Below are 22,244 nucleotides of genomic sequence, written 5' to 3'. Positions count from 1 at the left end.
GCGCCGGGCTATTTCCGGCGCGCACGCGCCTCTACCATGGCGCCATGGCTACCTCTTCCCTTCCCATCCTGCATTACATCTACGACCCGCTGTGCGGCTGGTGCTACGGCGCCGCGCCGCTGGTGCAGGCCGCCCGCGGCATCGACGGCCTGTCCATCGCGCTGCACGGCGGCGGCATGATGACCGGCGGCAACCGCCAGCCGGTCACCGAGGCGTTGCGCCGCTACGTCATGCCGCACGATGAACGCATTGCCGGCCTGACCGGCCAGGTGTTCGGCCCGGAGTATGTCGACGGCCTGCTGCGCGACCGCGGCGCGGTGTTCGATTCGGCTCCGCCCACCACCGCGATCCTGGCCGCCCAGGCCCTGGACGGACGCGGCCTGGACATGCTGCAACGGTTGCAGCGCGCCCACTACGTCGAGGGCCGGCGCATCGCCGATCCCGCCGAACTGCGCCGCCTGGCCGAGGAGATCGGCCTGGACGGCGCGGCCTTCCAGGCCGCGTATGACGCCACCGCCGGCGAAGCCACCGGCCGCCACTTCGCGCAAAGCCGCGCGCTGCTGGAGCAGTTGCGCGGCTCGGGCTTCCCGACGCTGGCGCTGGAGCGCGACGGCGCCTGCGAATTGCTGGAACCCGCCCGCTTCCTGGGCCGCCCGTCGCAATGGCAGGCGGACCTGCGCGAACGCCTCAGGTAATCAGGACTCGCCGATGTCGCCGTCGCGCTGCAGCGCGCGGTGCATCGCCGGACGCGCCGCCAGCCGCTCGGCATAGGCCGAGAACACCGGGTTCTCCGGGATCACCTTGACCTGCATCATGAATTGCAGCGAGCCGCCCAGCACGATGTCGACCGCGCTGAAATGCTCGCCCAGGAAAAACGGGCGGGACTGCAGCACGCGGGTCAGGACCTGCTCGACCTCGTCGGCCGAGCCCCAGCCCATCGTGCCGTCCTGGTGCGGCGTCTTGAAGGCGCGCTCGGTCATGGCCGGCTCGAACACGCCAGTGGAATACGACAGCCAGGTCAGATAGGGGCCGCGCTGCGGGTCGCCCACGACGGGGCCCAGGCCGGCCTCGGGATAAAGGTCGGTCAGGTACAGCGCGATGGCCGGGGTCTCGAACACCGGCACGCCATCGTGCACCAGCGCCGGCACCTTGCCGTGCGGGTGGATGTCGATGTAGTCGGGCGCGATATGGCCGGATCCGTCGCGGCGGCGGATCGACACCATCTCGGTGTCGTAGGGCACGCCCAGTTCTTCCAGCAGCCAGAGAATCCGGAAGGAACGCGAGCGCGGCGCGTGATAGAGGGTCAGCATGGTCTGTCTCCTTATTCGTCGGCGCCCAGCGCGCGCAGTTGCGCCTTCAGGCGGCGGACTTCCTGGCTCAGGTCCAGGATCAGCGCCACGGCGTCGAGGCCGGCGCCGAAATCACGCTCCAGGCGGCGCGCGTCCAGGGCGCGTTGCAGGTCCAGGCTGTAGAAACGCCATTCCGCCGGGCGCGGGCCGCTGGCGTCGACGATGCCGACCTCGACCAGTTGCACCACCCAGTCGACCTCGGCGCCGCAGGCGCGGGCCAGGTCGTCGGCACTGAGCGGTTGCGATTTGCCCACCACGGTGGCGCTGCTGATGACGACTTTCTTCATGATCAGACCCCCAGGTGGCGCCGCGGATTGAACGGCAGGTCTTGCTGCATCTTGCGATAGGCCGCCTTGGCCGCGTCGCTGTCGGCCGGCGGCAGCGCCAGCTCCAGCACCAGGTACAGGTCACCGGGTGGATCGCCCGGGATGCCGCGGCCGCGCAGCCGCAGCTTGCGGCCGTTGCCGGACCCGGCCGGCACCGAGACCTCGACCGTGCCGCCCGGCGTGGGGGCGTTGACCTGGGCGCCCAGCGCGGCTTCCCAGGGCGCCACCGGCAGCGTCATGTACAGGTCGCGACCCTCGGCGCGGTAGCGCGCATGGGGCTTGAAACGGACCTCCAGGTACAGGTCGCCGTTCTCGCCGCCGCCGTAGCCCGGCATGCCCTGCCCGGCCAGGCGGATGAACTGGCCCTCGCGCACGCCCGGCGGGATCCGCACGCTGAGCGTGCGCGTCTGCACCTGCGGGCGGCCCTGGTCGTCGACCGTCATGGAGCGCAGGCTGATGTCGCGGGTGGCGCCTTGCAGCGCGTCCTCGAGATCGACCTCGATGGCCGCGTGGTGGTCGTCGCCGCGGGCGCGGAATTCCTGCTCGCGCCCCGCGCCCTGCGCGTGGCGGCCGCGGCCGCCGAACAGCGACGAGAAGAACTCGCTGAACTGCGCCTCCTCGCCGGGGGCGGCGCCGCGATGGAACTCGAACCCTTCGTCCCAGCCGGGCGGCGGCTGGAAGCCGCCCCCGGGCGAGACGCCGGCGGCAAGGTTGTCGTAGGCCTCGCGCTTTTCCTTGTCGCGCAGCACGTCGTAGGCTTCGTTGACGTCGCGCATGCGGGCCTCGGCGTCGCTTTCCTTGCTGACGTCGGGGTGGTATTTGCGGGCGAGTTTGCGGTAGGAGCGCCGGATGTCGTCTTCGGAGGCGCCGCGCTCCACCCCAAGAATGCTGTAGTAGTCCTTGAACTCCATTTTCCAGCCCATGGTGAGGGTTGCAGCCAAAGGCGGCGGCTCGCGCCGGATTCGGCCCTGAACAGAAAGAAGATAGGGGCTCTGGCGCGATTTTTCAATGCGCTTCGACCCGTCGCGCCGCTTCGCGCATAATTGACGGTCGCGCCACCCGCCGCCACAGGCGGGGCCGCCCATGAACAGGAACCGATCGTGCTGGAAATCATCGACGTCGACTTCAACAACCCGGAACACGGCCAGCAGGTGCTGGCCATGCTCAACGAATACGCCAGCGGCCCCATGGGCGGCAGCACGCCCCTGCCCGAGTACGCGCAGCGCAACCTGATCGCGGAACTGGCCAGGCGGCCCACGGCGCGCGCCCTGCTGGCGCGGGTCGACGGCGCCGCGGCCGGCGTGGCCATCTACCTCGAGGGCTTCTCGACCTTCGCCTGCCGCCCGCTGGTGAACCTGCACGATCTGGCCGTGTCGCCGCGCTTCCAGGGCCAGGGCGTGGGCAAGCAGCTGCTGGCCGCGCTGGAAGACCGCGCCCGCCGGCTCGACTGCTGCAAGATCACGCTGGAAGTGCTGGAAGGCAACGACGTGGCCCAGGGCCTGTACCGCAAGCTCGGCTACGAGGGCTATTCGCTCGACGAGGACACCGGCCGCGCCATGTTCTGGCAGAAGAAACTGGCCGCCTGAGCCCTCCGCTTTTTCGCGGCGCGCCGCCCCCAAGGAAAAACCACCATGAAGATGAGCAACATCCCCTTCGGCACCACCGACTGGTCCGAGGTCGAACCCACCGAGCATCCCGGCGACACCGGCAAGGCCTACTGGCGCACCCGCCAGTTCGGCGACCTGCGCGTGCGCATGGTCGAATACACGCCCGGCTACCTGGCCGATCACTGGTGCAGCAAGGGCCACATCCTGTTCTGCCTGGAAGGCGAGCTGCACACCGAGCTGGAAGACGGCCGCACCTTCGTGCTGACCCCCGGCATGAGCTACCAGGTGGCCGACCAGGCCGAGCCGCACCGCTCGTCCACCGCCGTCGGCGCCAAGCTCTTCATCGTCGACTGACGCATCGGCGCGACACGCGAAATTTCAATTGCGTTACGCTCTGCGTCATAGTCCCCTTTTATCCACCGCCTGACCGGAGATGCACTTGGGCGCCCCGTTTACGCTGTTCGTCGATTCCCAGTTCCTCAGCCCCTACGCCATGTCGGCCTATGTGGCGCTGACCGAGAAACAGCTGCCGTTCGAGGTCCGCATGATCGACCTCGACGCCGGCGAACAGCGCATGCAGCCGTACCAATGCCGCGCCCTGACCGCGCGCGTGCCGGCCCTGACCCACGGCGACTTCAACCTGACCGAGTCCACCGCGATCGCGGAGTACCTGGAAGACCTGCATCCGGCGCCCGCCTGCACCGCGCTCTATCCGGCTCAGCCGCGCGAGCGCGCCCGCGCCCGCCAGCTGCAGGCCTGGCTGCGCAGCGACCTGGGCGCGCTGCGCCAGGAACGCCCGACCGAGACGGTCTTCTACGACCGGGCCGGCGAACCGCTGTCGGACGCCGGCCATTCGGCCGCGGCCAAGCTGATCCACGTGGCCGGCGCGCTGATCGGCGCGGGCCAGTCGACCCTGTTCGATGAATGGTGCCTGGCCGACCTGGACCTGGCGGTGGCGCTGCGCCGCCTGTGGCTGGACGGCCTGCCCGATCCGCTGCGCGACTATGCCGAGACCCAGTGGCAGCGCCCCTCGGTGCGCAAATGGCTGGAGCACAACGCGGCGGCCCGCGCCTGATTCCCGCCCCCCGGAGCCGCCATGCAATTGCTGGATCACGTCTCCATCAGCGTCGCCGGACTCGACAGCGCCCGGCCGTTCTACGATGCCGTCATGGCGGCCCTGGGCGCGGCCAAGGTCTACGACCACGCCGACGCCCTGGGCTATGGCGAACGCTGCCGCCCCGGCGATGCCGGCCATACCTACCTGAGCGTCCAGGCCGATCCCGCGGCGTCGCCGACACCGCCGGCGCGCCGCCACTGGTGCTTCAAGGCCGCCGACCGCGCCGCCGTGGATGCGTTCCACGCCGCCGGACTGGCCCACGGCGGAAGCGACCAGGGCGCCCCGGGGCTGCGGCCGCACTACCATCCGCATTACTACGCCGCCTTTCTGTCGGACCCGTCCGGTAACCGCATCGAAGCCGTGTGCCACCACGCCCCATGAATCACGGCGCGGGCGCGGCATCAAGCAGGGACGGATAGTTCCGGGCGTTTGACTTGCATCAACCGTCCCCATGTTGCGATGCAACATCCATTCAGGTGTAATGGGGGGGTCAAGTCAGCTGGTTCCACTTGGAGAACCGGTCCGGTAGCACCCGCTGCCGGGTGCTACCTATAGGAGATCGCCATGGCCGGATCCGGCAACGATCGCGTCCCCGCCCCGTCCTTCAACCCCTGGACGGCCGCCTATGAATATGCCGTGGACGCCTGGCAGCGCGGCGTGCTGTACGCCGACGTCATGCGCCAGCGCGGCAACCAGTACCACGACCACATGGCCAAGCGGGCCCCGAACGTGCTCAGCATGGAGTACGAATTCGTGCTGGACGGCCGCGAGCTGCCGCGCCCGGTCAATTACGGCCTGCTGCGCATCAAGCCGCCGGAAGGCGTGACGGTCGACCCGATCAAGCGCCCCTTCCTGGTGGTCGATCCGCGCGCCGGCCATGGCCCCGGCATCGGCGGCTTCAAGCCCGAGAGCGAGATCGGCGTGGCGGTGCGCGCCGGCCATCCCTGCTATTTCGCCACCTTCCTGCCGCAGCCGGTGCCGACCCAGACCGTCGAAGACGTGATGAAGGCCGAGGCGCACTTCCTGGAAGAGATCATCGCCCGCCACCCCGACGCCGAGGGCAAGCCGGTGGTGGTGGCCAACTGCCAGGCCGGCTGGCAGATCATGATGACCGCCGCCGTGCGCCCGGAACTGTTCGGGCCCATCATCATCGCCGGCGCGCCGCTGTCCTACTGGGCCGGCTGGCGCGGCATGAACCCGATGCGCTACGCCGGCGGCCTGCTCGGCGGCAGCTGGCTCACCGCCCTGACCAGCGACCTGGGCGACGGCAAATTCGACGGCGCCTGGCTGGTGCAGAACTTCGAGAACCTCAACCCCGCCAACACGCTCTGGTCCAAGCAGTACAACCTGTACGCCAAGGTCGACACCGAGGCCGACCGCTACCTGAGCTTCGAGAAATGGTGGGGCGGCCACGTCTTCCTGAACGGGCCGGAAATCCAGTACATCGTCGACAACCTGTTCGTCGGCAACCGCCTGTCGACCGCCGGGCTGGTCACCTCCGACGGCATCCGCATCGACCTGCGCAACATCCGCTCGCCGATCGTGGTGTTCTGCTCCAAGGGCGACAACATCACCCCGCCGCCGCAGGCGCTGGGCTGGATCCCCGACCTGTACCAGGACGACGCCGAGGTGCTGGCGCACGACCAGACCATCGTCTACGCCGTGCATGAAAGCATCGGCCACCTGGGCATCTTCGTGTCCGGCAGCGTGGCGCGCAAGGAGCACCAGGAATTCACTTCCAACATCGACATGATCGATGTGCTGCCGCCGGGCATCTACCAGGCCGAGATCGCCGACAAGACGCCGGACACGCCCAACGCCGACCTGGCCTATGGCAAGTACGTCCTGTCGTTCGAGCAGCGCAACATGGACGACGTGCGCGCCATCGTCGACCGCAAGGAAGACGACGACCGCCGCTTCGCGGCCGTGGCCCGCATTTCCGACATCAACCTGGGCATCTACCGCAGCTTCGTGCAGCCCTGGGTGCGCGCCCTGGTGACGCCGCAGTCGGCCGAATGGAGCCAGCGCCTGCACCCGCTGCGCCTGCCCTACGAACTGGTGTCCGACCGCAACCCGCTGGTCGCCCCGGTCGCCCAGGTGGCCGAACAGGTGCGCGAGCATCGCCAGCCGGTGGCGCCGGACAATCCGTTCCTGCTGGCCCAGGAGATGTTCTCGAAGCTGGTCGAGACCAGCCTGAACATCTTCCAGGAACTGCGCGACTCGGCCGACGAGCGCACCTTCATGGGCGTCTACGGTTCGCCGCTGGTGCAGGATCTGGCCGGCCTGGGCGGCAAGGACGGCCAGCCGCGCCGCCACCCCGGCGTGTCGCCGGAACACCGCCGCTTCATGGAAGAGCGCGCCGCCGAACTGCGTTCGCTGCTGCAGGAAGGCGGCCTGCGCGTCGCGGCCATCCGCATGCTGCTGTACGTGGCCGGCGCCGAGGGCGGCCTGGACGAGCGCAGCTTCGCGCTGATCCGCAAGATGCGCGCCGAGGCCGGCAACGCCATGACGCTGCAGGAATTCAAGGACATCACCCGCGACCAGGCCATGATGATGCGGCTGGACTCGGCCGCCGTGCTGCAGACCATGCCCAAGCTGCTGGAAGGCTCGTCGCCGGCCGCCATCCGCGAGGCGCTGGAGAGCATGAAGCACGTGCTGGAAGCCGCCGAGCCGCTGAACCCGGCCGCGCGCGCCAGCCTGGCCGAGATGGAACGGATCTTCGAGACGGCGGCGCGCGCCGCGACCGCGAAACGGGAGCCGTCGGCCCCGACCCGGCCCGCCGCCCGCAAACCGGCAGCCGCAAAACGCGATGCCGCGCCGGCCGAATCCACGACGCCCGCCGCCCGTCCGCGCCGCGCCGCCACGGCGGCCAGCGCCAAGTCCACGCCGCAGGCCGCGGTCAAGGCCGCCGCCCGCAAGCAAGCCGCGCCCGTGCGCGTCCGCAAACCCGCCACCGCCAAGGCCAAACCGGAATGAGTCTGCCCACCTCCACGCACTACGACAAGCTCATCGCGCGCGCCCAGACCCTGGCGCCCGCCGCCTGCGCCATCGCCCATCCCTGCGACGAGCCGTCGCTGTCGGCCGCGCTGGAAGCGCGCGACCTGGGCCTGCTGCGTCCCATCCTGGTGGGGCCGGAACTCAAGATCCGCGACACGGCCGCGCAGTACAAGCTGAACCTGGGCGACGCCCGCATCGTCGATGCGCCGCACAGCCACGCCGCGGCCGAGACCGCCGTGGCGCTGGTGCGCGGCGGCGAGGCCTCGCTGCTGATGAAGGGCAGCCTGCACACCGACGAGCTGATGCACGAAGTGGTGGCGCGCGCCACCGGGCTGCGCAGCGGCCGCCGCATCAGCCATGTGTTCATCATGGAAGTGCCGACCTACGCCGAGCCGCTGTTCATCACCGACGCGGCCATCAACATCTTCCCGGACCTGGAAACCAAGGCCGACATCATCCGCAACGTGATCGACCTGCACCACGGCCTGGGCCTGGGCGAGCCGCGCGTGGCGATCCTGTCGGCGGTGGAGCAGGTGACCCCCAGCATCCCCAGCACCATCGAGGCCGCCGCGCTGTGCAAGATGGCCGACCGCGGCCAGATCGCCGGCGGCGTGCTGGACGGCCCGCTGGCGCTGGACAACGCCATCAGCCCCGACGCCGCCCGCATCAAGGGCATCCGCTCGCTGGTGGCGGGCGTGGCCCAGGTGCTGGTGGTGCCCGACCTGGAAGCCGGCAACATGCTGGCCAAGAACCTGACGTTCCTGGCCAACGCCGAAGCCGCCGGCATCGTGCTGGGCGCGCGCGTGCCCATCATCCTGACCAGCCGCGCCGACAGCCCTCGCTCGCGCCTGGCGTCGTGCGCGGTGGCGGCGATCTACGCGCACCACCTGGCCACGCAGCAGGCGCGTCCGCTGGCCTAGCGCCGGCCCGACAGGCCGTGAATGAGCGGCGGGGCCCCCGCCCCGCCTTGTCCCTTGCATCAAGAGGCGATCGACTCCATGTCCGACACCATTCTCGTCATCAACGCCGGCAGTTCCAGCATCAAGTTCTACCTGTACGACATCGACGACAAGCAGGCCCTGGCGCCGCGCCTGGGCGGCCAGCTCGAAGGCATCGGCACCAGCCATCCGCGCCTGCGGGTGCGCGACGCCGCCGGCCAGACGCTGGTGGAACGCGACATCGCGCCCAGCCACGCGCCCGACGTGCCCAACGGCCAGGAAGTGGTCGGCACCTGGCTCAGCGGCCACCTGGGCGGCGCGCCGCTGGCCGTCGGCCACCGCGTGGTGCACGGCGGCCCCGACCTGTCCGAACCGGTGCTGATCGACGATGACATCCTCGCCCGGCTCGAGGCCTTCACGCCGCTGGCGCCGCTGCACCAGCCCAACAACCTGGCGCCGATCCGCGTGATCCGCGAGCGGCGTCCGTGGATTCCGCAGGTGGCGTGCTTCGACACCGCCTTCCACCGCAGCCATTCGGACGTGGCCGACCGCTACGCCCTGCCCGAGTCGCTGTACCAGCAGGGCGTGCGGCGCTACGGCTTCCATGGCCTGTCCTACGAATACATCGCGCAGCGGCTGCGCCAGGCGCTGCCCGAGATCGCCATGGGCAAAATCATCGCCGCGCACCTGGGCTCGGGCGTGTCGGCCTGCGCCATGCACCAGGGCAAGAGCGTCGACAGCACCATGGGCTTCACCGCGCTAGAGGGCCTGCCCATGGGCACGCGGCCGGGCCGCCTGGATGCCGGCGTGGTGCTGTGGATGATGGAACAGGGCATGTCGCACGACGACATCGAGCACGTGCTGTACCACGACTGCGGCATGAAGGGCCTGTCGGGCATCAGCAACGACATGCGCGAACTGCTGGCCAGCGACGCGCCGTCGGCCAGGCTGGCGCTCAAGTACTTCGCCTGGCGCGTGGCCGAGGGCATGATCGGCCTGGGCTGCGCCATGAACGGCATCGACGGCATCGTCTTCACGGCCGGCGTCGGCGAGAACTCGGCCGAGATCCGCCAGGCCATCAGCGAGCACTGGGGCTGGCTCGGCATCAAGCTCGACCCCGAACGCAATGCGCATCACGGACCGCGCATTTCCAGCGACGACAGCCGCATTGGCGTGTACGTGGTGCGCACCAACGAAGAGCTGATCATCGCGCAGCACACCCTGGCCCTGGTGAAGCAACGATGAGCGCCGCCCTGCCCCTGGCCGGCAAGCGCGGCCTGGTCACCGGCATCGCCAACGCCGACTCCATCGCCTGGGGTTGCGCCAAGGCGTTCCGCGCCATGGGCGCCGAGCTGGCGGTGACCTACCTGAACGACAAGGCGCGCCCGCACGTCGAACCGCTGGCGCGCCAGGTCGACGCATCGCTGCTGATGCCGCTGGACCTGCTGCGCGACGGCGAACTGGAAGCCGTGTTCGAACGCATCACCGCCGAATGGGGCGGCCTGGACTTCGTGCTGCACTCCATCGCTTTCGCCCCGCGCGACGACCTGCACGGCCGCGTCACCGACTGCTCGCGCGCCGGTTTCCTCACGGCCATGGACGTGTCGTGCTGGTCGTTCATCCGCATGGCCAAGCTGGCCGAACCGCTGATGCCCGGCGGCGGCGCGCTGTTCTGCATGAGCTACTACGGCTCGCAGATGGTGGTCGAGCACTACAACATGATGGGTCCGGTGAAGGCCGCGCTGGAATCGGCCACCCGCTACCTGGCGGCCGAACTCGGCCCGCAGGGCATCCGCGTGCACGCCATTTCGCCCGGGCCGCTCAAGACCCGCGCGGCCTCGGGCATCGCCGAGTTCGACGCGCTGCTCGACCGCGCCCAGGCCAAGGCGCCGGCGCGCAGCCTGGTGTCGATCGACGACGTCGGCGAGGCCACCGCCTGGCTCGCCACCGACGCCGCCCGCCGCATGACCGGGCAGACGCTGTACATCGACGGCGGCTATCACATCATCGACTGAGGGCCGCCCGCGGACGGCGCGGCGAGGCCCGGTCGCGTAGACGGATCGGGTGTGGCGACAGCGTCGCCCGCCCAGAGGCTCAGGACAGCGTGGCCGGCGCCGGTCCCTGGCGCCAGCGCTCAATGGCCTCGACCGCCTGTTCGGGCGAGGGGAAGATCTTGTCGCGGCCGATGCGGTCGGCCAGGCCGGAGCGTTCCAGCGCCATGCGGAACTGGCCATGGCCGCCCGCCACCAGCAGCACCATGCCGCGATCGCGCAGCTCGCGCCGCAATTCGTACAACGCCTCGATCGCGTCGGCGTCGGCCTGCGTCATGGCCTCGGCGTCCAGCACGAACCAGGTGACGTCGCCGGCCTGCTCGATGATCTCGCGCGCGCGCCGCCGGAACGCGTCGGCGTTGAAGAACCACACCGACGATTCGAACAGCCAGATCACCGTGCCCGGCACCGGCTGCGCCTGCGGATTCAGGTGCATCTTGCCCAGCACCGACTCGCCCGGCAGGCGGCCCAGCAGCGCGTCGCGCGGATTGCCGGACACATACATGGCGTACAGCAGCGTGGCGCCGACCGACACCGCCACGCCCTGCAGCACGCCGAAGCCCACCACGCCGACCGCGGCCAGGATGCCGAAGGCCAGCTCGATGCGCGAGATCCGCGCCAGCCGCATGAAGGCCTGGCCATCGAACAGGCTGGTGGCCGCCAGCAGCAGGATCGCGGACAGCACCGCCTGCGGCAACCAATACAGCGGCGCGCTCAGCAGGCCCACCACCAGCGCCAGCGCCGCCGCCGCGCTGACGCCGACCAGCGGCGACGAGCCGCCCGCCGCCAGCCCCACCGCCGTGCGCGAATCGGCCCCGGTCACCACGAAACCCTGGAACAGCCCCGCCGCCACGTTGGCCGCGCCGAAGCCGACCAGTTCGCGGTTCGGATCCACGTGCTCGCCGCTGCGCGCGGCGAAGCTGCGCGCCGTCACGATGCCGCTGGAGAAACTCACCACCAGCACGCCCGCCGCGCCCAGCAGGATGTTGTCCACGCCTTCGAGCCGCACCGGCAGGCGCAGCGCCGGCAGGCCCGCCGGCACCTCGCCCACCACCGCGATGCCGAGGTTGGGGAAGTCGAACAGCCACGACAGCAGGCAGGCGCCCACCACCAGCATGATCGGTCCCGGCCAGGTCGGCCGCCAGCGCTTGATCGCCACCAGCAGCAGGCACGACGCCAGCCCCAGGCATAGCGTCGGAATGCGGATCTCCGACACGCGCCGCGACAGTTCCAGGAACGGATGCACCAGCCCGCTATTGCGCAGCCCCACGCCGGTCAGGCCGCTCAGTTGCGACAGCGCCAGCGTCACCGCCACCCCCGCCATGTAGCCGATCAGCACCGGCCGCGACAGCAGGTTGGCCAGCACGCCCAGCCGCAGCACCCGCGCGATCAGGCAGCCCACGCCGACCGTCAGCGCGATCCCGGTGGCGGCCACCAAGCGGTCTTCCGGGGTGGTCAGCGCCATGCCCGTCAGCGTCGCCGCGATCAGCGTGCAGGTGGCGGTGTCGGGCCCCACGATCAAGGTGCGCGAGGACCCGAACAGCGCGTAGCCCAGCATGCCGGCGATCGCCGCCCACAGCCCGGCCACCGGCGGCACGCCCATCATCGCGGCATAGGCCAGCCCCACCGGCAACGCCACCGCGGCCACGCTCAACCCCGCGGCGATATCGCGGCCGGCGGACTCCCGGGTGATGCCCCGGAAATTGTTCAGGCCAGGAAGAAATCGTAGATTCATGGAGCGGTGAAACGGAGGAAACGGAGAGAGGAAACCGCGGGGCGCGGACGAGCGCCAAGCCTACACCAGTCCGCGTCCCCCAAACCGATGGCAAATCAAACCGTCGCACCGCCGGGCGGCGCCCGCGCGGAACGGATCATTCCTAAAAGGAATGAAATTCCTTAAATATTTATCCCTTTTTATCAAGTGGCGGATTGCGTAGAGTCCTGGACACAACAAACGCGGCCCCAAGCCGCCCCGGCGCCGCCCACGCGGCCCTCGGACAACAGCGCGGCCGCTCGCCGGACCGCGCATCAGGAGACTCCATGCCCCACGCATTCCTGCGCCGCGCCGCGAGCGCGCTCGCCCTGGCCGCGCTCGCCGTCGCCCCCGCCCTGTCGCAGGCCCAGGCCTACCCCGAGCGGCCCATCAAGCTGGTCGTGCCCTGGCCCCCCGGTGGCGCCACCGACGCCCTGGGCCGAATGCTGGCGCAGCGCCTGACCGAACGCCTGGGCCAGACCGTCATCGTCGACAACAAGGCCGGCGCCGGCGGCAACATCGGCACCGCCGCCTTCGTGCGCGAGAAGCCGGACGGCTACACCCTGCTGGTCGCCACCAGCTCGACCAACGCCGCCAACCCGCACCTGTACGCGCGCTTGGGCTTCGACCCGGTCAAGGACTTCACGCCCATCGCCTTCGTCGCCGAGATCCCCAACATCCTCGAAGTGCCCAAGCAATCGCCCTACCAGTCGGTGCGGCAGCTGGTCGACGCCGCCAAGGCCGCGCCCGGCAAGCTCAACTACGGCTCGGGCGGCGTGGGATCGTCGCAGCACCTGGCCGGCGCCATGTTCAAGGCCCGCACCGGCGTCGACATCCTGCACATCCCCTACAAGGGCAGCGGCCCCGCGGTCTCCGACCTGCTCGCGGGCCAGGTCGACATGATGATCGACACCGGCTCGCTCGCCCAGGTCCAGGCCGGCGCGCTGCGCGCCCTGGCCGTCGCCTCGCGCCAGCGCCTGCCCGCCCTGCCCGACGTGCCCACCTTCGCCGAAGCCGGCGTCAACGACATGCATGCCTCCGCCTGGTACGGCATCGTCGCGCCGGCCGGCACGCCCGACGCCATCGTCGAGCGCCTGAACCGCGACATCAACGCCATCACCGCCGACCCCGCCATGCGCCAGCGCATGGAATCGATGGGCGCCATCGTCCCCGCGGGCCAGACGCCCGCCGCCTTCGGCGACTTCATGCGCGCCGAGATCGACCGCTACGCCGGCATCGTGAAGCTGTCGGGCGCGAAGATGGAATAGCCTTTTCGCGAGGCGGCGGCGATCTCCGCCCGCACCGCTCACGCCCATGAAAAAAGCCGCTCCGAAAGGAGCGGCTTTGCATTGCGCCAGGCCAGCGACTTACTTGGCCCGCTCTTGCAGCACGGCCACCGCCGGCAGGGTCTTGCCTTCCAGGAATTCCAGGAACGCGCCGCCGCCGGTCGAGATGTAGCCGACCTGCTCGCCGATGCCGTACTTGGCGATCGCGGCCAGCGTGTCGCCGCCGCCCGCGATCGAGAAGCCCTCGGAATCCGCGATCGCCTGCGCCACCACCTTGGTGCCGTTGGCGAACTGGTCGAACTCGAACACGCCCACGGGGCCGTTCCAGACGATGGTGCCGGCCTGCTTCAGGATCGCGGCCAGCTGCTGCGCCGTCTGCGGACCGATGTCCAGGATCATGTCGTCGGCGGCGACCTCATCGGCCGCCTTCACGGTGGCTTCGGCATCCGCGCCGAACGCCTTGGCGCACACCACGTCCACCGGGATCGGCACATCCGCGCCGCGCTGCTTCATCAGCTCGATCACGGCGCGCGCCTGGTCCACCTGGTCCGGCTCGGCCAGCGACTTGCCGATCGGCAGCCCGGCGGCCAGCATGAAGGTGTTGGCGATGCCGCCGCCCACCACCAGCTGGTCGACCTTGTCGGCCAGCGATTGCAGGATCGACAGCTTGGTCGACACCTTGGAGCCGCCGACGATCGCGACCAGCGGACGCTTCGGCTCGTGCAGCGCGCGGCCCAGCGCGTCCAGCTCGGCTTCCAGCAGCGGGCCGGCGCAGGCCACCGGCGCGAAGCGCGCGATGCCGTGCGTGGTGGCCTCGGCGCGGTGCGCCGTGCCGAAGGCGTCGTTGACGTAGACGTCGCACAGCGCGGCCATCTTGCGCGACAGCGCCTCGTCGTCCTTCTTCTCGCCGACGTTGACGCGGCAGTTTTCCAGCAGCACCACCAGGCCCGGCTCGACCTTGACGCCGTCGACCCAGTTCTGCACCAGCGGCACCGGCATGCCCAGCAGCTCGGACAGGCGCTGGCCGACCTTGGCCAGCGAATCGGCCTCGGTCAGCACGCCCTCTTTCGGGCGGCCCAGGTGCGAGGTGACCATCACCGCGGCGCCGGCGTCCAGCGCCAGGCGGATGCCGGGCACCGAGGCGCGGATGCGGGTGTCTTCGGAAATGCGGCCGGCGTCATCGAACGGCACGTTCAGATCGGCGCGGATGAACACGCGCTTGCCGGACAGGGCGCCGGCCTTGGCCAGCGCGGACAGGGTATTGACCTTGGACATAATGCTTTGCTTTCCCTAGAGTTGGCGAACGAAGGGGACGAACCCGCTTTCCGCCGTGGCGGAAAACCTGTTCGTCCCCTTCGGTTCGACAGCGATGCTTACTTGGCCGACATCAGCGCGACGGTGGTGTCGAGCATGCGGTTCGAGAAGCCCCACTCGTTGTCGTACCAGGACGAAACCTTGACCAGGCGGCCCGAGACCTTGGTCAGCGACGCGTCAACGGTGCTGGAGGCCGGGTTGTGGTTGTAGTCCACCGAGACCAGGGGTTCGGTGTTGTAGTCCAGGATGCCCTTGAGCTCGCCTTCCGAGGCGGCCTTCAGGATGCTGTTCACTTCCTCGACGGTCGTGTCGCGCTTGGCCACGAAGGACAGGTCGACGATCGACACGTTGATGGTCGGGACGCGGATGGCGTAGCCGTCCAGCTTGCCGTTCAGTTCCGGCAGCACCAGGCCGACCGCGGCGGCGGCGCCGGTCTTGGTCGGGATCATGCTCATGGTGGCCGAACGGGCGCGGCGCAGGTCTTCGTGGTAGACGTCGGTCAGGACCTGGTCGTTGGTGTAGGCGTGGACGGTCGTCATCAGGCCGTTTTCCAGGCCCAGCTTGTCGTTCAGCGGCTTGACCAGCGGGGCCAGGCAGTTGGTGGTGCACGACGCGTTCGAGATGACGGTGTCGGTCGACTTCAGCACGCCGTGGTTGACGCCGTAGACGACGGTGGCGTCAACGTCCTTGCCGCCGGGGGCCGAGATGATGACCTTCTTGGCGCCGCCCTTGATGTGCGCGCCGGCCTTTTCCTTGGTCGTGAAGAAGCCCGTGCATTCCAGCACCACGTCGACCTTCAGCTCGCCCCACGGCAGTTCGGCCGGGTTGCGGTTGGCCAGCACGCGGATCTTGTCACCGTTGACGACCATGAACTCGCCGTCGACTTCGACGGTGCCCGGGAACTTGCCGTGGGCGGTGTCGTAGCGGGTCAGGTGGGCGTTGGTCTTGGGATCGCCCAGGTCGTTGATGGCGACGATTTCGATATCGTGCTTCTTGCCACCTTCATAGTGGGCACGCAGGATGTTGCGGCCGATGCGACCGTAACCGTTGATGGCGACGCGAATGGTCATGACTAGGCTCCTTTTTTACAGAACTTGCTTGACGGTCTCGGCCACCTTGTCGGCGGTCAGCCCGAAGAACTTGAACAGCGCACCCGCCGGGGCCGATTCGCCGTAGCGGTCGATGCCGACCACGGCGCCTTCCAGGCCCACGTACTTGTGCCAGAAGGCGGTCACGCCGGCCTCGACGGCCACGCGCGGCAGGCCCTTGGGCAGCACCGATTGCTTCCAGGCGGCGTCCTGCTTGTCGAACACGTCGGTGCTCGGCATGGACACCACGCGCACCGCGATGCCGTCCTTGGCCAGCTGGGCTTGCGCGTCCAGGGCGATGGCGACTTCGGAACCGGTGGCGATGATCACGGCGCGGGCGCCGTCGGCGTCGCGCAGCACGTAGCCGCCGCGGGCGATGGCGTCCACGGTGGCGGCGTCGCGTTGCACGAACGGCAGGTTCTGGCGCGACAGCAGCAGGGCCGTCGGGCCGCCGTCATGCACGTCCATGCCGATGCTGGCCGGACGCGTCACGGCGACGTTCCAGGCCACGGCGGTTTCGGCCGTGTCGCAGGGACGCCAGAGCGACAGGTTGGGGATCAGGCGCAGGCTGGAGGCGTGCTCGATCGACTGGTGGGTCGGGCCGTCTTCGCCCAGGCCGATGGAGTCGTGCGTGAACACGTGCACCACGCGCTGCTTCATCAGCGCGGCCATGCGGATGGCGTTGCGCGAGTAATCCGAGAACGTCAGGAAGGTGCCGCCGAACGGCAGGTAGCCGCCGTGCAGCGCCACGCCGTTCATGATGGCGGCCATGCCGAATTCGCGCACGCCGTAGTTGATGTGGCGGCCGAACTGGATGCCCTTGTCGCCGGCGCGGACGGCGGCGACGCCCTTCCAGTCGGTGAAGTTGGAGCCGGTCAGGTCGGCCGAGCCGCCCAGCATTTCCGGCAGCGCGGCGGCCAGCGCCGTGATCGCGAACTGCGAGGCCTTGCGGGTGGCGACGGTCTCGGCCTTTTCCAGCGTGGCGTTCAGGAACGCCTGGAACTGGTCGGCGTAGCCGGCGGGCAGCTCGCCCTTCATGCGGCGGGTGAACTCGGCGGCCTCGGCCGGGAATTCGGCGGCGTAGGCGTTGAACGCCGACTGCCATTCGGCCTGCGCGGCGGCGCCGGTCTTGCGGCCGTCCCAGCCGTCGTAGATGTCCTGCGGGATCTGGAACGGCTCGGCCGACCAACCCAGCGCGGCGCGGGTGGCGGCGATCTCGTCCTTGCCCAGCGGGGCGCCGTGCACGTTGTGGGTGCCGGCCATGTTGGGCGAACCCTTGCCGATGACGGTGCGGCAGACGATCAGCGTGGGCTTTTCCGATTGCGCGCGGGCGGCCTTGATGGCGGCGTCCACGGCGGCGGCGTCGTGGCCGTCGATGCCGCGGATGACGTTCCAGCCGTAGCCCTCGAAGCGCTTGGCGGTGTCGTCGGCGAACCAGTGCTCGACATGGCCGTCGATCGAGATGCCGTTGTCGTCATACAGCACCACCAGCTTGGACAGCTTGAGCGTGCCGGCCAGCGAACACACTTCGTGCGAGATGCCTTCCATCAGGCAGCCGTCGCCGGTGAAGGCGTAGGTGTGGTGGTCGACGATGGTGTGGCCGGGCTTGTTGAACTCGGCGGCCAGCAGCGCTTCGGCCAGCGCCATGCCGACGGCATTGCCCAGGCCCTGGCCCAGCGGGCCGGTGGTGGTTTCCACGCCCGGGGTGATGCCCACTTCGGGGTGGCCCGGCGTCTTGGAATGCAGCTGGCGGAAATTCTTCAGTTCTTCGATCGGCAGGTCGTAGCCGGTCAGGTGCAGCAGCGCGTAGATCAGCATCGAGCCGTGGCCGTTGGACAGCACGAAGCGGTCGCGGTTGGCCCAGGCGGGATCCTTGGGGTTGTGGCGCAGGTTGCCGATCCAGAGGGCCTGGGCGATTTCCGCCATGCCCATGGGAGCGCCCGGGTGCCCGGAGTTCGCTTGTTGCACGGCATCCATCGCGAGGGCGCGGATGGCATCCGCCAAGGCAAGTTTAGGGGCGGTCGGATTGCTCATTCGGAAGGCTCTTTGAAGCTGGCGCGCCCACGCAGGAAATGGGGGCCAGTTGAGTAGGTTGCGAAGCAGACGATTTTAACACCTGGGGATGACCCGTCCGGCCACGGGCGGCGGGGTCCGCCAAATGGACGGTGGCCCGCGGCGAAATCGCGGCAAACCCCAGGGGGAGACAGCGATGTCATGGCGTAGTTGCCACAATTGCGGCGGGGCGGTCCGAGATTCATGATGGCCTGGCACAGCCCCTTGTCGGAATCCGTATCATGATTGCCATGTTGAGCTTCACTATTCCCGCCGCCGGCATCCTGGCCCTGCGCAACGCGCTCGGCGAGGAACGCGCCATCGCGGTGGCGCAGGCGCTGGAACAAGCCCGCCTGCAGGGCGAGGCCGATCTGCTCAAGCGTTCGCAGGACGAGGCCCGCGCCGAACTCCACGCCTATGCCCTGTCACGCGTCGACTACGCCCGCGAAAGGGCTGAACTCGAACGCGACATCGCCAGGCGCGCCGCCCAGGACCAATTCGACAGACTCGTCGAAGTCGTCGCGCAACTGCCCACCCGCGAGGAACTCAAGCGCTTCGCCACCCACGAAGACCTGGCCGAGGTGCGCCACGACCTCCTGCGCCTGGACAAGAAAATGACGGTGGGCTTCCTGACCCTGCTGACGCTGCAACTGGCGTCCAGCGCTCCCACCCTGATCGACTGGGGCATCAAGGTGGTAGGCTACGCGCTCAGGTGACCCGGCGACGAGCCAGGCCCTGAATCGCCGGGGCGCCGCCCGGGCCGCGCCCCGGGTCTCCGCCCGGCCCCAATGTCCGCCTTCCGTCCGCCACCGCACTACCCATGTCCGCTCCCCGCTTTTTCTGCGACGCCCCCCTGTCCGCCGGCGCCCGTATCGCCCTGCCGGAGGCCCTGGCGCACCACGCCATCCGGGTGCTGCGGCTGCGCGCCGGAGAAACCGTGGCGCTGTTCAACGGCCAGGGCGGCGAGTATCCGGCGGTGCTGGAACTCGAGGGCAAGGCCGGTTTCGCCCAGCTGGGCGCGTTCGACCCGCGCGAAGCCGAATTGGCCGGCCGCATCACGCTGGTGCAGGGCCTGCCCGCCGGCGACAAGATGGACTGGGTGGTGGAAAAGGCGGTGGAGCTGGGCGCCGCCCGGGTCTGCCCCATCGCCGCGCAGCGCAGCGTGCTGCAATTGTCCGGCCCGCGGCTGGAAAAACGGGTGGCGCACTGGCAGCGCATCGCCCAGTCGGCCGCCGAGCAATGCGGCCGCAACCGGCTGATGGCGGTCGACGCCCCCGTGACGCTGGCCGACTGGCTGGCGCAACCCGCCGAGGGCCTGCGCCTGCTGTGCCATCCGGACGCCGACGCCGACCTGGCCGGCCGGCTCGGCGCCACGCCGAGCCTGCAATCGCTGACGCTGCTGGTGGGCCCCGAGGGGGGCTGGTCGGACAAGGAATTGGCCCAGGCGCGCGAGGCGGGCGTCCAGGCCGTCAGATTCGGCCCGCGCGTGCTGCGCACGGAAACAGCGGGATTGGCCTTGATTTCAGCGGCCGGCGCCTTGCTCGGCTGGTGATCGGCGCCCCCGCGACATGACAGGCAGGTGACCGGCGGGCCGGCGGCGCGAGCGCCCTGCCCGGGGTCGTCAGTCGTGTTCGCCGTAAGGCGCGGCGGCCACGCCGGGTTCGGGATCCGGGTGCCTGCCCGCGTGTTCCACCACATACGCAAACGTGCGGCCATTCTCGTGGGCGAATTCCGCGGCGTCGGCGCACACCGACTCGATGCGGGCGGCGTCTTCTTCCAGCGCCGGATCCCCCGAATGCAGCTTGTACAGCCACAGCACCACGCCGGTCTTGTGATCCAGCACGGTATCGCACAGACAGTCGTACAGCGCGTCGAGATTGCCGCCGAAATACTCGGGGAAATCCACCGCCTTGACGATGGCGCGCAGCACCGCGGAGCGGCTGCGGGCCGGGTCGCAATTGGCCACAAACAGTGCCAGGCCGAGCTCGTGCGCGGCGTCGACCACGGCCTTTTTGTCCAGCCCGTCATGGGCCAGCGCTCCACCTCGCTTCAACTGCTTCTGCAGGGTAGATTGGGCATTGCGCGTCATGCCTGTGCCTCCTTGAAAAAGGCGATCACTTCATCGTTACGCTGCATCGTATCGGCATAACCCAGTTCGATCAATCGCTTGGTGTAGCTGGACTCGAACAACAGGTAGGACATCAGCGCGCCGCCCCCGGGGCGGCTTGGATCGGACGATACACCGAGTACGCGGAAAAGGGCACGGGCCTGGGCCGGCATGTCGCCCAGGTGTTCCAGCGCCAGGGAGTCCAGGGAGCGGCTGGGGGTGATCGTCAGCACCTGGATGCGGCGCACCGTGACCTCGTCGCCCTCCCGCGGCGCGGCGTGGTCGACCAGGTAGTTCATTCGCTCCAGGCGCTCGACGTCCATCGACAGGCCGTCCAGGAAGATGCTGGACAGGGCATGGCCGCCCACCTGGGCCAGCGAGGGATACGGCGGCGCCGCCTCGCGGTGCTCGGGGTGGGTGTCGTCGCGGAACCCGGTGCCGATCACCAGCACCCGGTGCGCGCCCAGGTGGATGGCCGGGCTGATCGGCGCCAGCTGCCGCATCGAACCGTCGCCGCACCACTCGCCCTTGCCGTGCACCGTGATCTGGCGGGCGGGAAAGACAAAGGGAATGGCGGACGAGGCCATCAGGTGGTCGACCGTGATCGGCGTGGGAATGGCCAGCCGCAGGTAGCGGTGCCAGGGCTCGATCGGCGCGTGCGCCTGGTAGAACGTCAGGTGCTCGCCGCTGGTGTAGCCCGAGGCCGTGATCGCCAGCGCCGACAGCGCGCCGCTCTCCAGATTCGATTGCAGGTGGCCGAAATCCAGCACCCGGCCCAGCAGTTCCTGCATCGGGCTGTTGTCCAGCAGTGACTGGGGCCGCTTGCGCGTCAGGCCGGAATACATCCACCCCAGCGACAGCAGGCCCAGCCAGCGCACGCCGGTGCGGATCAGGCCGGGCGCGTCGGCCCGGTAGATCATGTCGGTATTGAGCGACGACCACAGGCGGCGGATGCGCCGCACCCCCAGGTGCGGCCGCTCGGCCCGGCAGGCCAGCGCCGCGGCGTTGATGGCGCCGGCGGACGTGCCGCAGATGATGTCGAAGGGATTCTTGAAACGCGAATGCCAGTCGGGGTCCAGCAGCTCCATGATGGCGCTGAGCACGCCGACCTGGTAGGCGGCGCGGGCGCCGCCCCCGGTCAGGACCAGGCCGGTCGGCGTGCGCCGGCACACCGGACCGCCATTGGTGACTTCAACGTGGCGTATTGGCATCGACCACAGTCATCGCGGTCATGTTGACGATGCGGCGCACGGTCGAGCTGGAGGTCAGGATGTGCACCGGCGCGTTGGCGCCCAGCAGGAACGGGCCGACCGCGACGTTGCCGCCGGCCGCCGTCTTGAGCAGGTTGTAGGCGATGTTGCCGGCGTCCACGTTCGGGCACACCAGCAGGTTGGCCTGGCCCTTGAGCGTCGAGGACGGCAGGATGCGCAGGCGCAGGGCTTCGTCCAGCGCGCAATCGCCGTGCATCTCGCCATCGATCTCCAGCTCCGGCTCGGCGGCGCGCACCAGTTCCAGCGCGCGGCGCATCTTGGCGCCGGAAGCCGAGCTGCCCGAGCCGAAGTTCGAGCGCGACAGCAGCGCCACCTTGGGCGCCAGGAACATGCGCTGCATTTCCTTGGCCGCGGCGATGGTGAACTCGGCGATCTGCTCGGCCGTCGGCTCATCGTTGACGTGCGTATCCACCAGCACCACCGTGCGCTCGTTGAGCAGCAGGATGTTCATGGCGGCGTAGACGTTGCGGCCCGGACGGCGGCCGATCACTTCGTCGATGAAGCGCAGGTGGTCGTGATAGGCGCCGACCGAGCCGCAGACCATGCCGTCGGCGTCGCCCAGGTGCACCATCATCGCGCCGATCAGCGTCATGCGGCGGCGCATTTCGACGCGCGCCATTTCCTTGGTGATGCCGCGGCGGCACATGCGTTCCCAGTAGGTGGTCCAGTACTGATGGAAGCGCTCGTCGTATTCGGGGTTGGTGACCTCGACGTCTTCACCCAGCCGCAGGCGCAGGCCCAGCTTCTCGATGCGGGTCAGCAGCACCGACGGACGGCCCACCAGGATGGGACGGGCCAGGCCTTCGTCCACCACCACCTGCACCGCGCGCAGCACGCGCTCGTCCTCGCCCTCGGCGAACACGATGCGGGCCGGGCCGCCTTCGCGCACGATGCGCTTGGCGGCCGAGAACAGCGGCTTCATGAAGGCGCCGGAGTGGTACACGAACTGCTGCAGCTGCTCTTCGTAGGCTTCCAGGTCGGCCAGCGG

General features: G+C 69.4%; 22 protein-coding genes. 12 read left to right on the top strand and 10 right to left on the bottom strand.

Annotated elements, in window-relative coordinates; all coding sequences use genetic code 11:
* Positions 1-44: 44 nt before the first annotated feature.
* Positions 45-695 carry a DsbA family protein gene (locus AOZ53_RS16110; RefSeq protein WP_054488476.1) on the top strand — a complete coding sequence of 217 codons (651 nt, stop codon included), beginning with the start codon at positions 45-47 and terminating at the stop codon, positions 693-695.
* On the opposite strand, the gene AOZ53_RS16105 is transcribed toward AOZ53_RS16110, so the two are convergent.
* Genes AOZ53_RS16105 through AOZ53_RS16095 form a run of 3 tightly spaced genes read right to left on the bottom strand, consistent with a single transcriptional unit; the run spans position 696 to position 2,586 of the window.
* Entirely contained in the window at positions 696-1,310 is a 615-nt protein-coding gene (locus tag AOZ53_RS16105; RefSeq protein WP_054428526.1) for a glutathione S-transferase family protein, read from the bottom strand.
* A gap of 11 nt (positions 1,311-1,321) precedes the next feature.
* Positions 1,322-1,636: a chaperone modulator CbpM gene (locus AOZ53_RS16100; protein WP_006390848.1), complete on the bottom strand. Its 315-nt coding sequence runs from the start codon at positions 1,634-1,636 to the stop codon at positions 1,322-1,324.
* A 2-nt stretch (positions 1,637-1,638) separates the two neighbouring features.
* Positions 1,639-2,586, bottom strand: a complete 948-nt coding sequence (locus tag AOZ53_RS16095) for a DnaJ C-terminal domain-containing protein (RefSeq protein WP_054488474.1) — start codon at positions 2,584-2,586, stop codon at positions 1,639-1,641.
* A 189-nt stretch (positions 2,587-2,775) separates the two neighbouring features.
* Here AOZ53_RS16095 and AOZ53_RS16090 point away from each other — a divergent pair, with 189 nt between their 5' ends.
* From AOZ53_RS16090 to fabI, 8 genes are all read left to right on the top strand, one after another.
* Positions 2,776-3,261 (top strand): GNAT family N-acetyltransferase, encoded by a 486-nt coding sequence (locus AOZ53_RS16090; RefSeq protein WP_054428529.1) that lies wholly within the window; start codon positions 2,776-2,778, stop codon positions 3,259-3,261.
* 45 nt (positions 3,262-3,306) lie between these two features.
* Positions 3,307-3,636 carry a DHCW motif cupin fold protein gene (locus tag AOZ53_RS16085; RefSeq protein WP_006390851.1) on the top strand — a complete coding sequence of 110 codons (330 nt, stop codon included), beginning with the start codon at positions 3,307-3,309 and terminating at the stop codon, positions 3,634-3,636.
* 85 nt (positions 3,637-3,721) lie between these two features.
* Entirely contained in the window at positions 3,722-4,357 is a 636-nt protein-coding gene (gene yfcF, locus AOZ53_RS16080) for a glutathione transferase (RefSeq protein WP_006390852.1), read from the top strand.
* Between the two features lie 21 nt (positions 4,358-4,378).
* A complete protein-coding gene (locus tag AOZ53_RS16075; RefSeq protein WP_054428531.1) occupies positions 4,379-4,780 on the top strand; it encodes a VOC family protein in 402 nt (133 codons plus the stop codon).
* Between the two features lie 183 nt (positions 4,781-4,963).
* Positions 4,964-7,375 carry a DUF3141 domain-containing protein gene (locus tag AOZ53_RS16070; RefSeq protein ID WP_054488472.1) on the top strand — a complete coding sequence of 804 codons (2,412 nt, stop codon included), beginning with the start codon at positions 4,964-4,966 and terminating at the stop codon, positions 7,373-7,375.
* Positions 7,372-8,316, top strand: a complete 945-nt coding sequence (locus AOZ53_RS16065; RefSeq protein WP_006390855.1) for a phosphate acetyltransferase — start codon at positions 7,372-7,374, stop codon at positions 8,314-8,316. Before AOZ53_RS16070 ends, AOZ53_RS16065 begins: the two co-directional genes overlap by 4 nt.
* Before the next feature lie 78 nt (positions 8,317-8,394).
* A complete protein-coding gene (locus tag AOZ53_RS16060; RefSeq protein ID WP_054429211.1) occupies positions 8,395-9,579 on the top strand; it encodes an acetate/propionate family kinase in 1,185 nt (394 codons plus the stop codon).
* Entirely contained in the window at positions 9,576-10,349 is a 774-nt protein-coding gene (gene fabI / locus AOZ53_RS16055) for an enoyl-ACP reductase FabI (protein ID WP_054476038.1), read from the top strand. Before AOZ53_RS16060 ends, fabI begins: the two co-directional genes overlap by 4 nt.
* A gap of 79 nt (positions 10,350-10,428) precedes the next feature.
* On the opposite strand, the gene AOZ53_RS16050 is transcribed toward fabI, so the two are convergent.
* Positions 10,429-12,120 carry a SulP family inorganic anion transporter gene (locus AOZ53_RS16050; protein WP_082385653.1) on the bottom strand — a complete coding sequence of 564 codons (1,692 nt, stop codon included), beginning with the start codon at positions 12,118-12,120 and terminating at the stop codon, positions 10,429-10,431.
* Positions 12,121-12,425: 305 nt separating this feature from the next.
* On the opposite strand from AOZ53_RS16050, the gene AOZ53_RS16045 reads away from it, so the two are divergent.
* The gene (locus AOZ53_RS16045) at positions 12,426-13,406 is read left to right on the top strand and encodes a Bug family tripartite tricarboxylate transporter substrate binding protein (protein ID WP_054488470.1); all 981 of its coding nucleotides are present in this window, start codon (positions 12,426-12,428) and stop codon (positions 13,404-13,406) included.
* Between the two features lie 99 nt (positions 13,407-13,505).
* Here the strand turns inward: AOZ53_RS16045 and AOZ53_RS16040 are convergent, their stop codons facing one another.
* The 3 genes from AOZ53_RS16040 to tkt all read right to left on the bottom strand — a co-directional run bounded on the left by AOZ53_RS16040 (position 13,506) and on the right by tkt (position 17,860).
* A complete protein-coding gene (locus tag AOZ53_RS16040) occupies positions 13,506-14,699 on the bottom strand; it encodes a phosphoglycerate kinase (RefSeq protein ID WP_054428535.1) in 1,194 nt (397 codons plus the stop codon).
* Between the two features lie 98 nt (positions 14,700-14,797).
* Positions 14,798-15,808, bottom strand: coding sequence for a type I glyceraldehyde-3-phosphate dehydrogenase (gap, locus tag AOZ53_RS16035; RefSeq protein WP_006390861.1), 1,011 nt, complete (start codon positions 15,806-15,808; stop codon positions 14,798-14,800).
* 15 nt (positions 15,809-15,823) lie between these two features.
* The gene (tkt, locus tag AOZ53_RS16030) at positions 15,824-17,860 is read right to left on the bottom strand and encodes a transketolase (RefSeq protein WP_054428536.1); all 2,037 of its coding nucleotides are present in this window, start codon (positions 17,858-17,860) and stop codon (positions 15,824-15,826) included.
* Positions 17,861-18,120: 260 nt separating this feature from the next.
* Between tkt and AOZ53_RS16025 the strand changes: the two genes are divergently transcribed.
* Positions 18,121-18,594: a hypothetical protein gene (locus tag AOZ53_RS16025; RefSeq protein ID WP_054428537.1), complete on the top strand. Its 474-nt coding sequence runs from the start codon at positions 18,121-18,123 to the stop codon at positions 18,592-18,594.
* A gap of 104 nt (positions 18,595-18,698) precedes the next feature.
* Positions 18,699-19,430 (top strand): 16S rRNA (uracil(1498)-N(3))-methyltransferase, encoded by a 732-nt coding sequence (locus tag AOZ53_RS16020; RefSeq protein WP_054488468.1) that lies wholly within the window; start codon positions 18,699-18,701, stop codon positions 19,428-19,430.
* A 69-nt stretch (positions 19,431-19,499) separates the two neighbouring features.
* Here AOZ53_RS16020 and AOZ53_RS16015 read toward each other — a convergent pair whose 3' ends face one another.
* From AOZ53_RS16015 to AOZ53_RS16005, 3 genes are all read right to left on the bottom strand, one after another.
* Positions 19,500-19,967 carry a barstar family protein gene (locus tag AOZ53_RS16015; RefSeq protein WP_054428539.1) on the bottom strand — a complete coding sequence of 156 codons (468 nt, stop codon included), beginning with the start codon at positions 19,965-19,967 and terminating at the stop codon, positions 19,500-19,502.
* The gene (locus AOZ53_RS16010) at positions 19,964-21,196 is read right to left on the bottom strand and encodes a patatin-like phospholipase family protein (RefSeq protein ID WP_082385652.1); all 1,233 of its coding nucleotides are present in this window, start codon (positions 21,194-21,196) and stop codon (positions 19,964-19,966) included. The genes AOZ53_RS16015 and AOZ53_RS16010 overlap by 4 nt, the downstream gene beginning before the upstream one ends.
* Positions 21,177-22,244: phosphate acyltransferase (locus tag AOZ53_RS16005; protein ID WP_255353274.1), on the bottom strand; the 1,068-nt coding region annotated here is incomplete at its 5' end. The genes AOZ53_RS16010 and AOZ53_RS16005, both read right to left, overlap by 20 nt.

It is taken from the genome of Achromobacter sp. 2789STDY5608621, from assembly GCF_001299375.1.
Lineage (GTDB): Bacteria > Pseudomonadota > Gammaproteobacteria > Burkholderiales > Burkholderiaceae_B > Achromobacter > Achromobacter insuavis.
Note: the sequence above shows the minus strand (reverse complement) of the source record. Positions and strands in the feature narration are given on the sequence as shown.

Coding starts and splice junctions, on each gene's coding strand:
- AOZ53_RS16110 (WP_054488476.1), top strand. CDS start 45: ATGGCTACCTCTTCCCTTCCCATCCTGCATTACATCTACGACCCGCTG.
- AOZ53_RS16105 (WP_054428526.1), bottom strand. CDS start 1,310: ATGCTGACCCTCTATCACGCGCCGCGCTCGCGTTCCTTCCGGATTCTC.
- AOZ53_RS16100 (WP_006390848.1), bottom strand. CDS start 1,636: ATGAAGAAAGTCGTCATCAGCAGCGCCACCGTGGTGGGCAAATCGCAA.
- AOZ53_RS16095 (WP_054488474.1), bottom strand. CDS start 2,586: ATGGAGTTCAAGGACTACTACAGCATTCTTGGGGTGGAGCGCGGCGCC.
- AOZ53_RS16085 (WP_006390851.1), top strand. CDS start 3,307: ATGAAGATGAGCAACATCCCCTTCGGCACCACCGACTGGTCCGAGGTC.
- AOZ53_RS16075 (WP_054428531.1), top strand. CDS start 4,379: ATGCAATTGCTGGATCACGTCTCCATCAGCGTCGCCGGACTCGACAGC.
- AOZ53_RS16070 (WP_054488472.1), top strand. CDS start 4,964: ATGGCCGGATCCGGCAACGATCGCGTCCCCGCCCCGTCCTTCAACCCC.
- AOZ53_RS16065 (WP_006390855.1), top strand. CDS start 7,372: ATGAGTCTGCCCACCTCCACGCACTACGACAAGCTCATCGCGCGCGCC.
- AOZ53_RS16060 (WP_054429211.1), top strand. CDS start 8,395: ATGTCCGACACCATTCTCGTCATCAACGCCGGCAGTTCCAGCATCAAG.
- fabI (WP_054476038.1), top strand. CDS start 9,576: ATGAGCGCCGCCCTGCCCCTGGCCGGCAAGCGCGGCCTGGTCACCGGC.
- AOZ53_RS16050 (WP_082385653.1), bottom strand. CDS start 12,120: ATGAATCTACGATTTCTTCCTGGCCTGAACAATTTCCGGGGCATCACC.
- AOZ53_RS16045 (WP_054488470.1), top strand. CDS start 12,426: ATGCCCCACGCATTCCTGCGCCGCGCCGCGAGCGCGCTCGCCCTGGCC.
- AOZ53_RS16040 (WP_054428535.1), bottom strand. CDS start 14,699: ATGTCCAAGGTCAATACCCTGTCCGCGCTGGCCAAGGCCGGCGCCCTG.
- gap (WP_006390861.1), bottom strand. CDS start 15,808: ATGACCATTCGCGTCGCCATCAACGGTTACGGTCGCATCGGCCGCAAC.
- tkt (WP_054428536.1), bottom strand. CDS start 17,860: ATGAGCAATCCGACCGCCCCTAAACTTGCCTTGGCGGATGCCATCCGC.
- AOZ53_RS16025 (WP_054428537.1), top strand. CDS start 18,121: ATGATTGCCATGTTGAGCTTCACTATTCCCGCCGCCGGCATCCTGGCC.
- AOZ53_RS16020 (WP_054488468.1), top strand. CDS start 18,699: ATGTCCGCTCCCCGCTTTTTCTGCGACGCCCCCCTGTCCGCCGGCGCC.
- AOZ53_RS16015 (WP_054428539.1), bottom strand. CDS start 19,967: ATGACGCGCAATGCCCAATCTACCCTGCAGAAGCAGTTGAAGCGAGGT.
- AOZ53_RS16010 (WP_082385652.1), bottom strand. CDS start 21,196: ATGCCAATACGCCACGTTGAAGTCACCAATGGCGGTCCGGTGTGCCGG.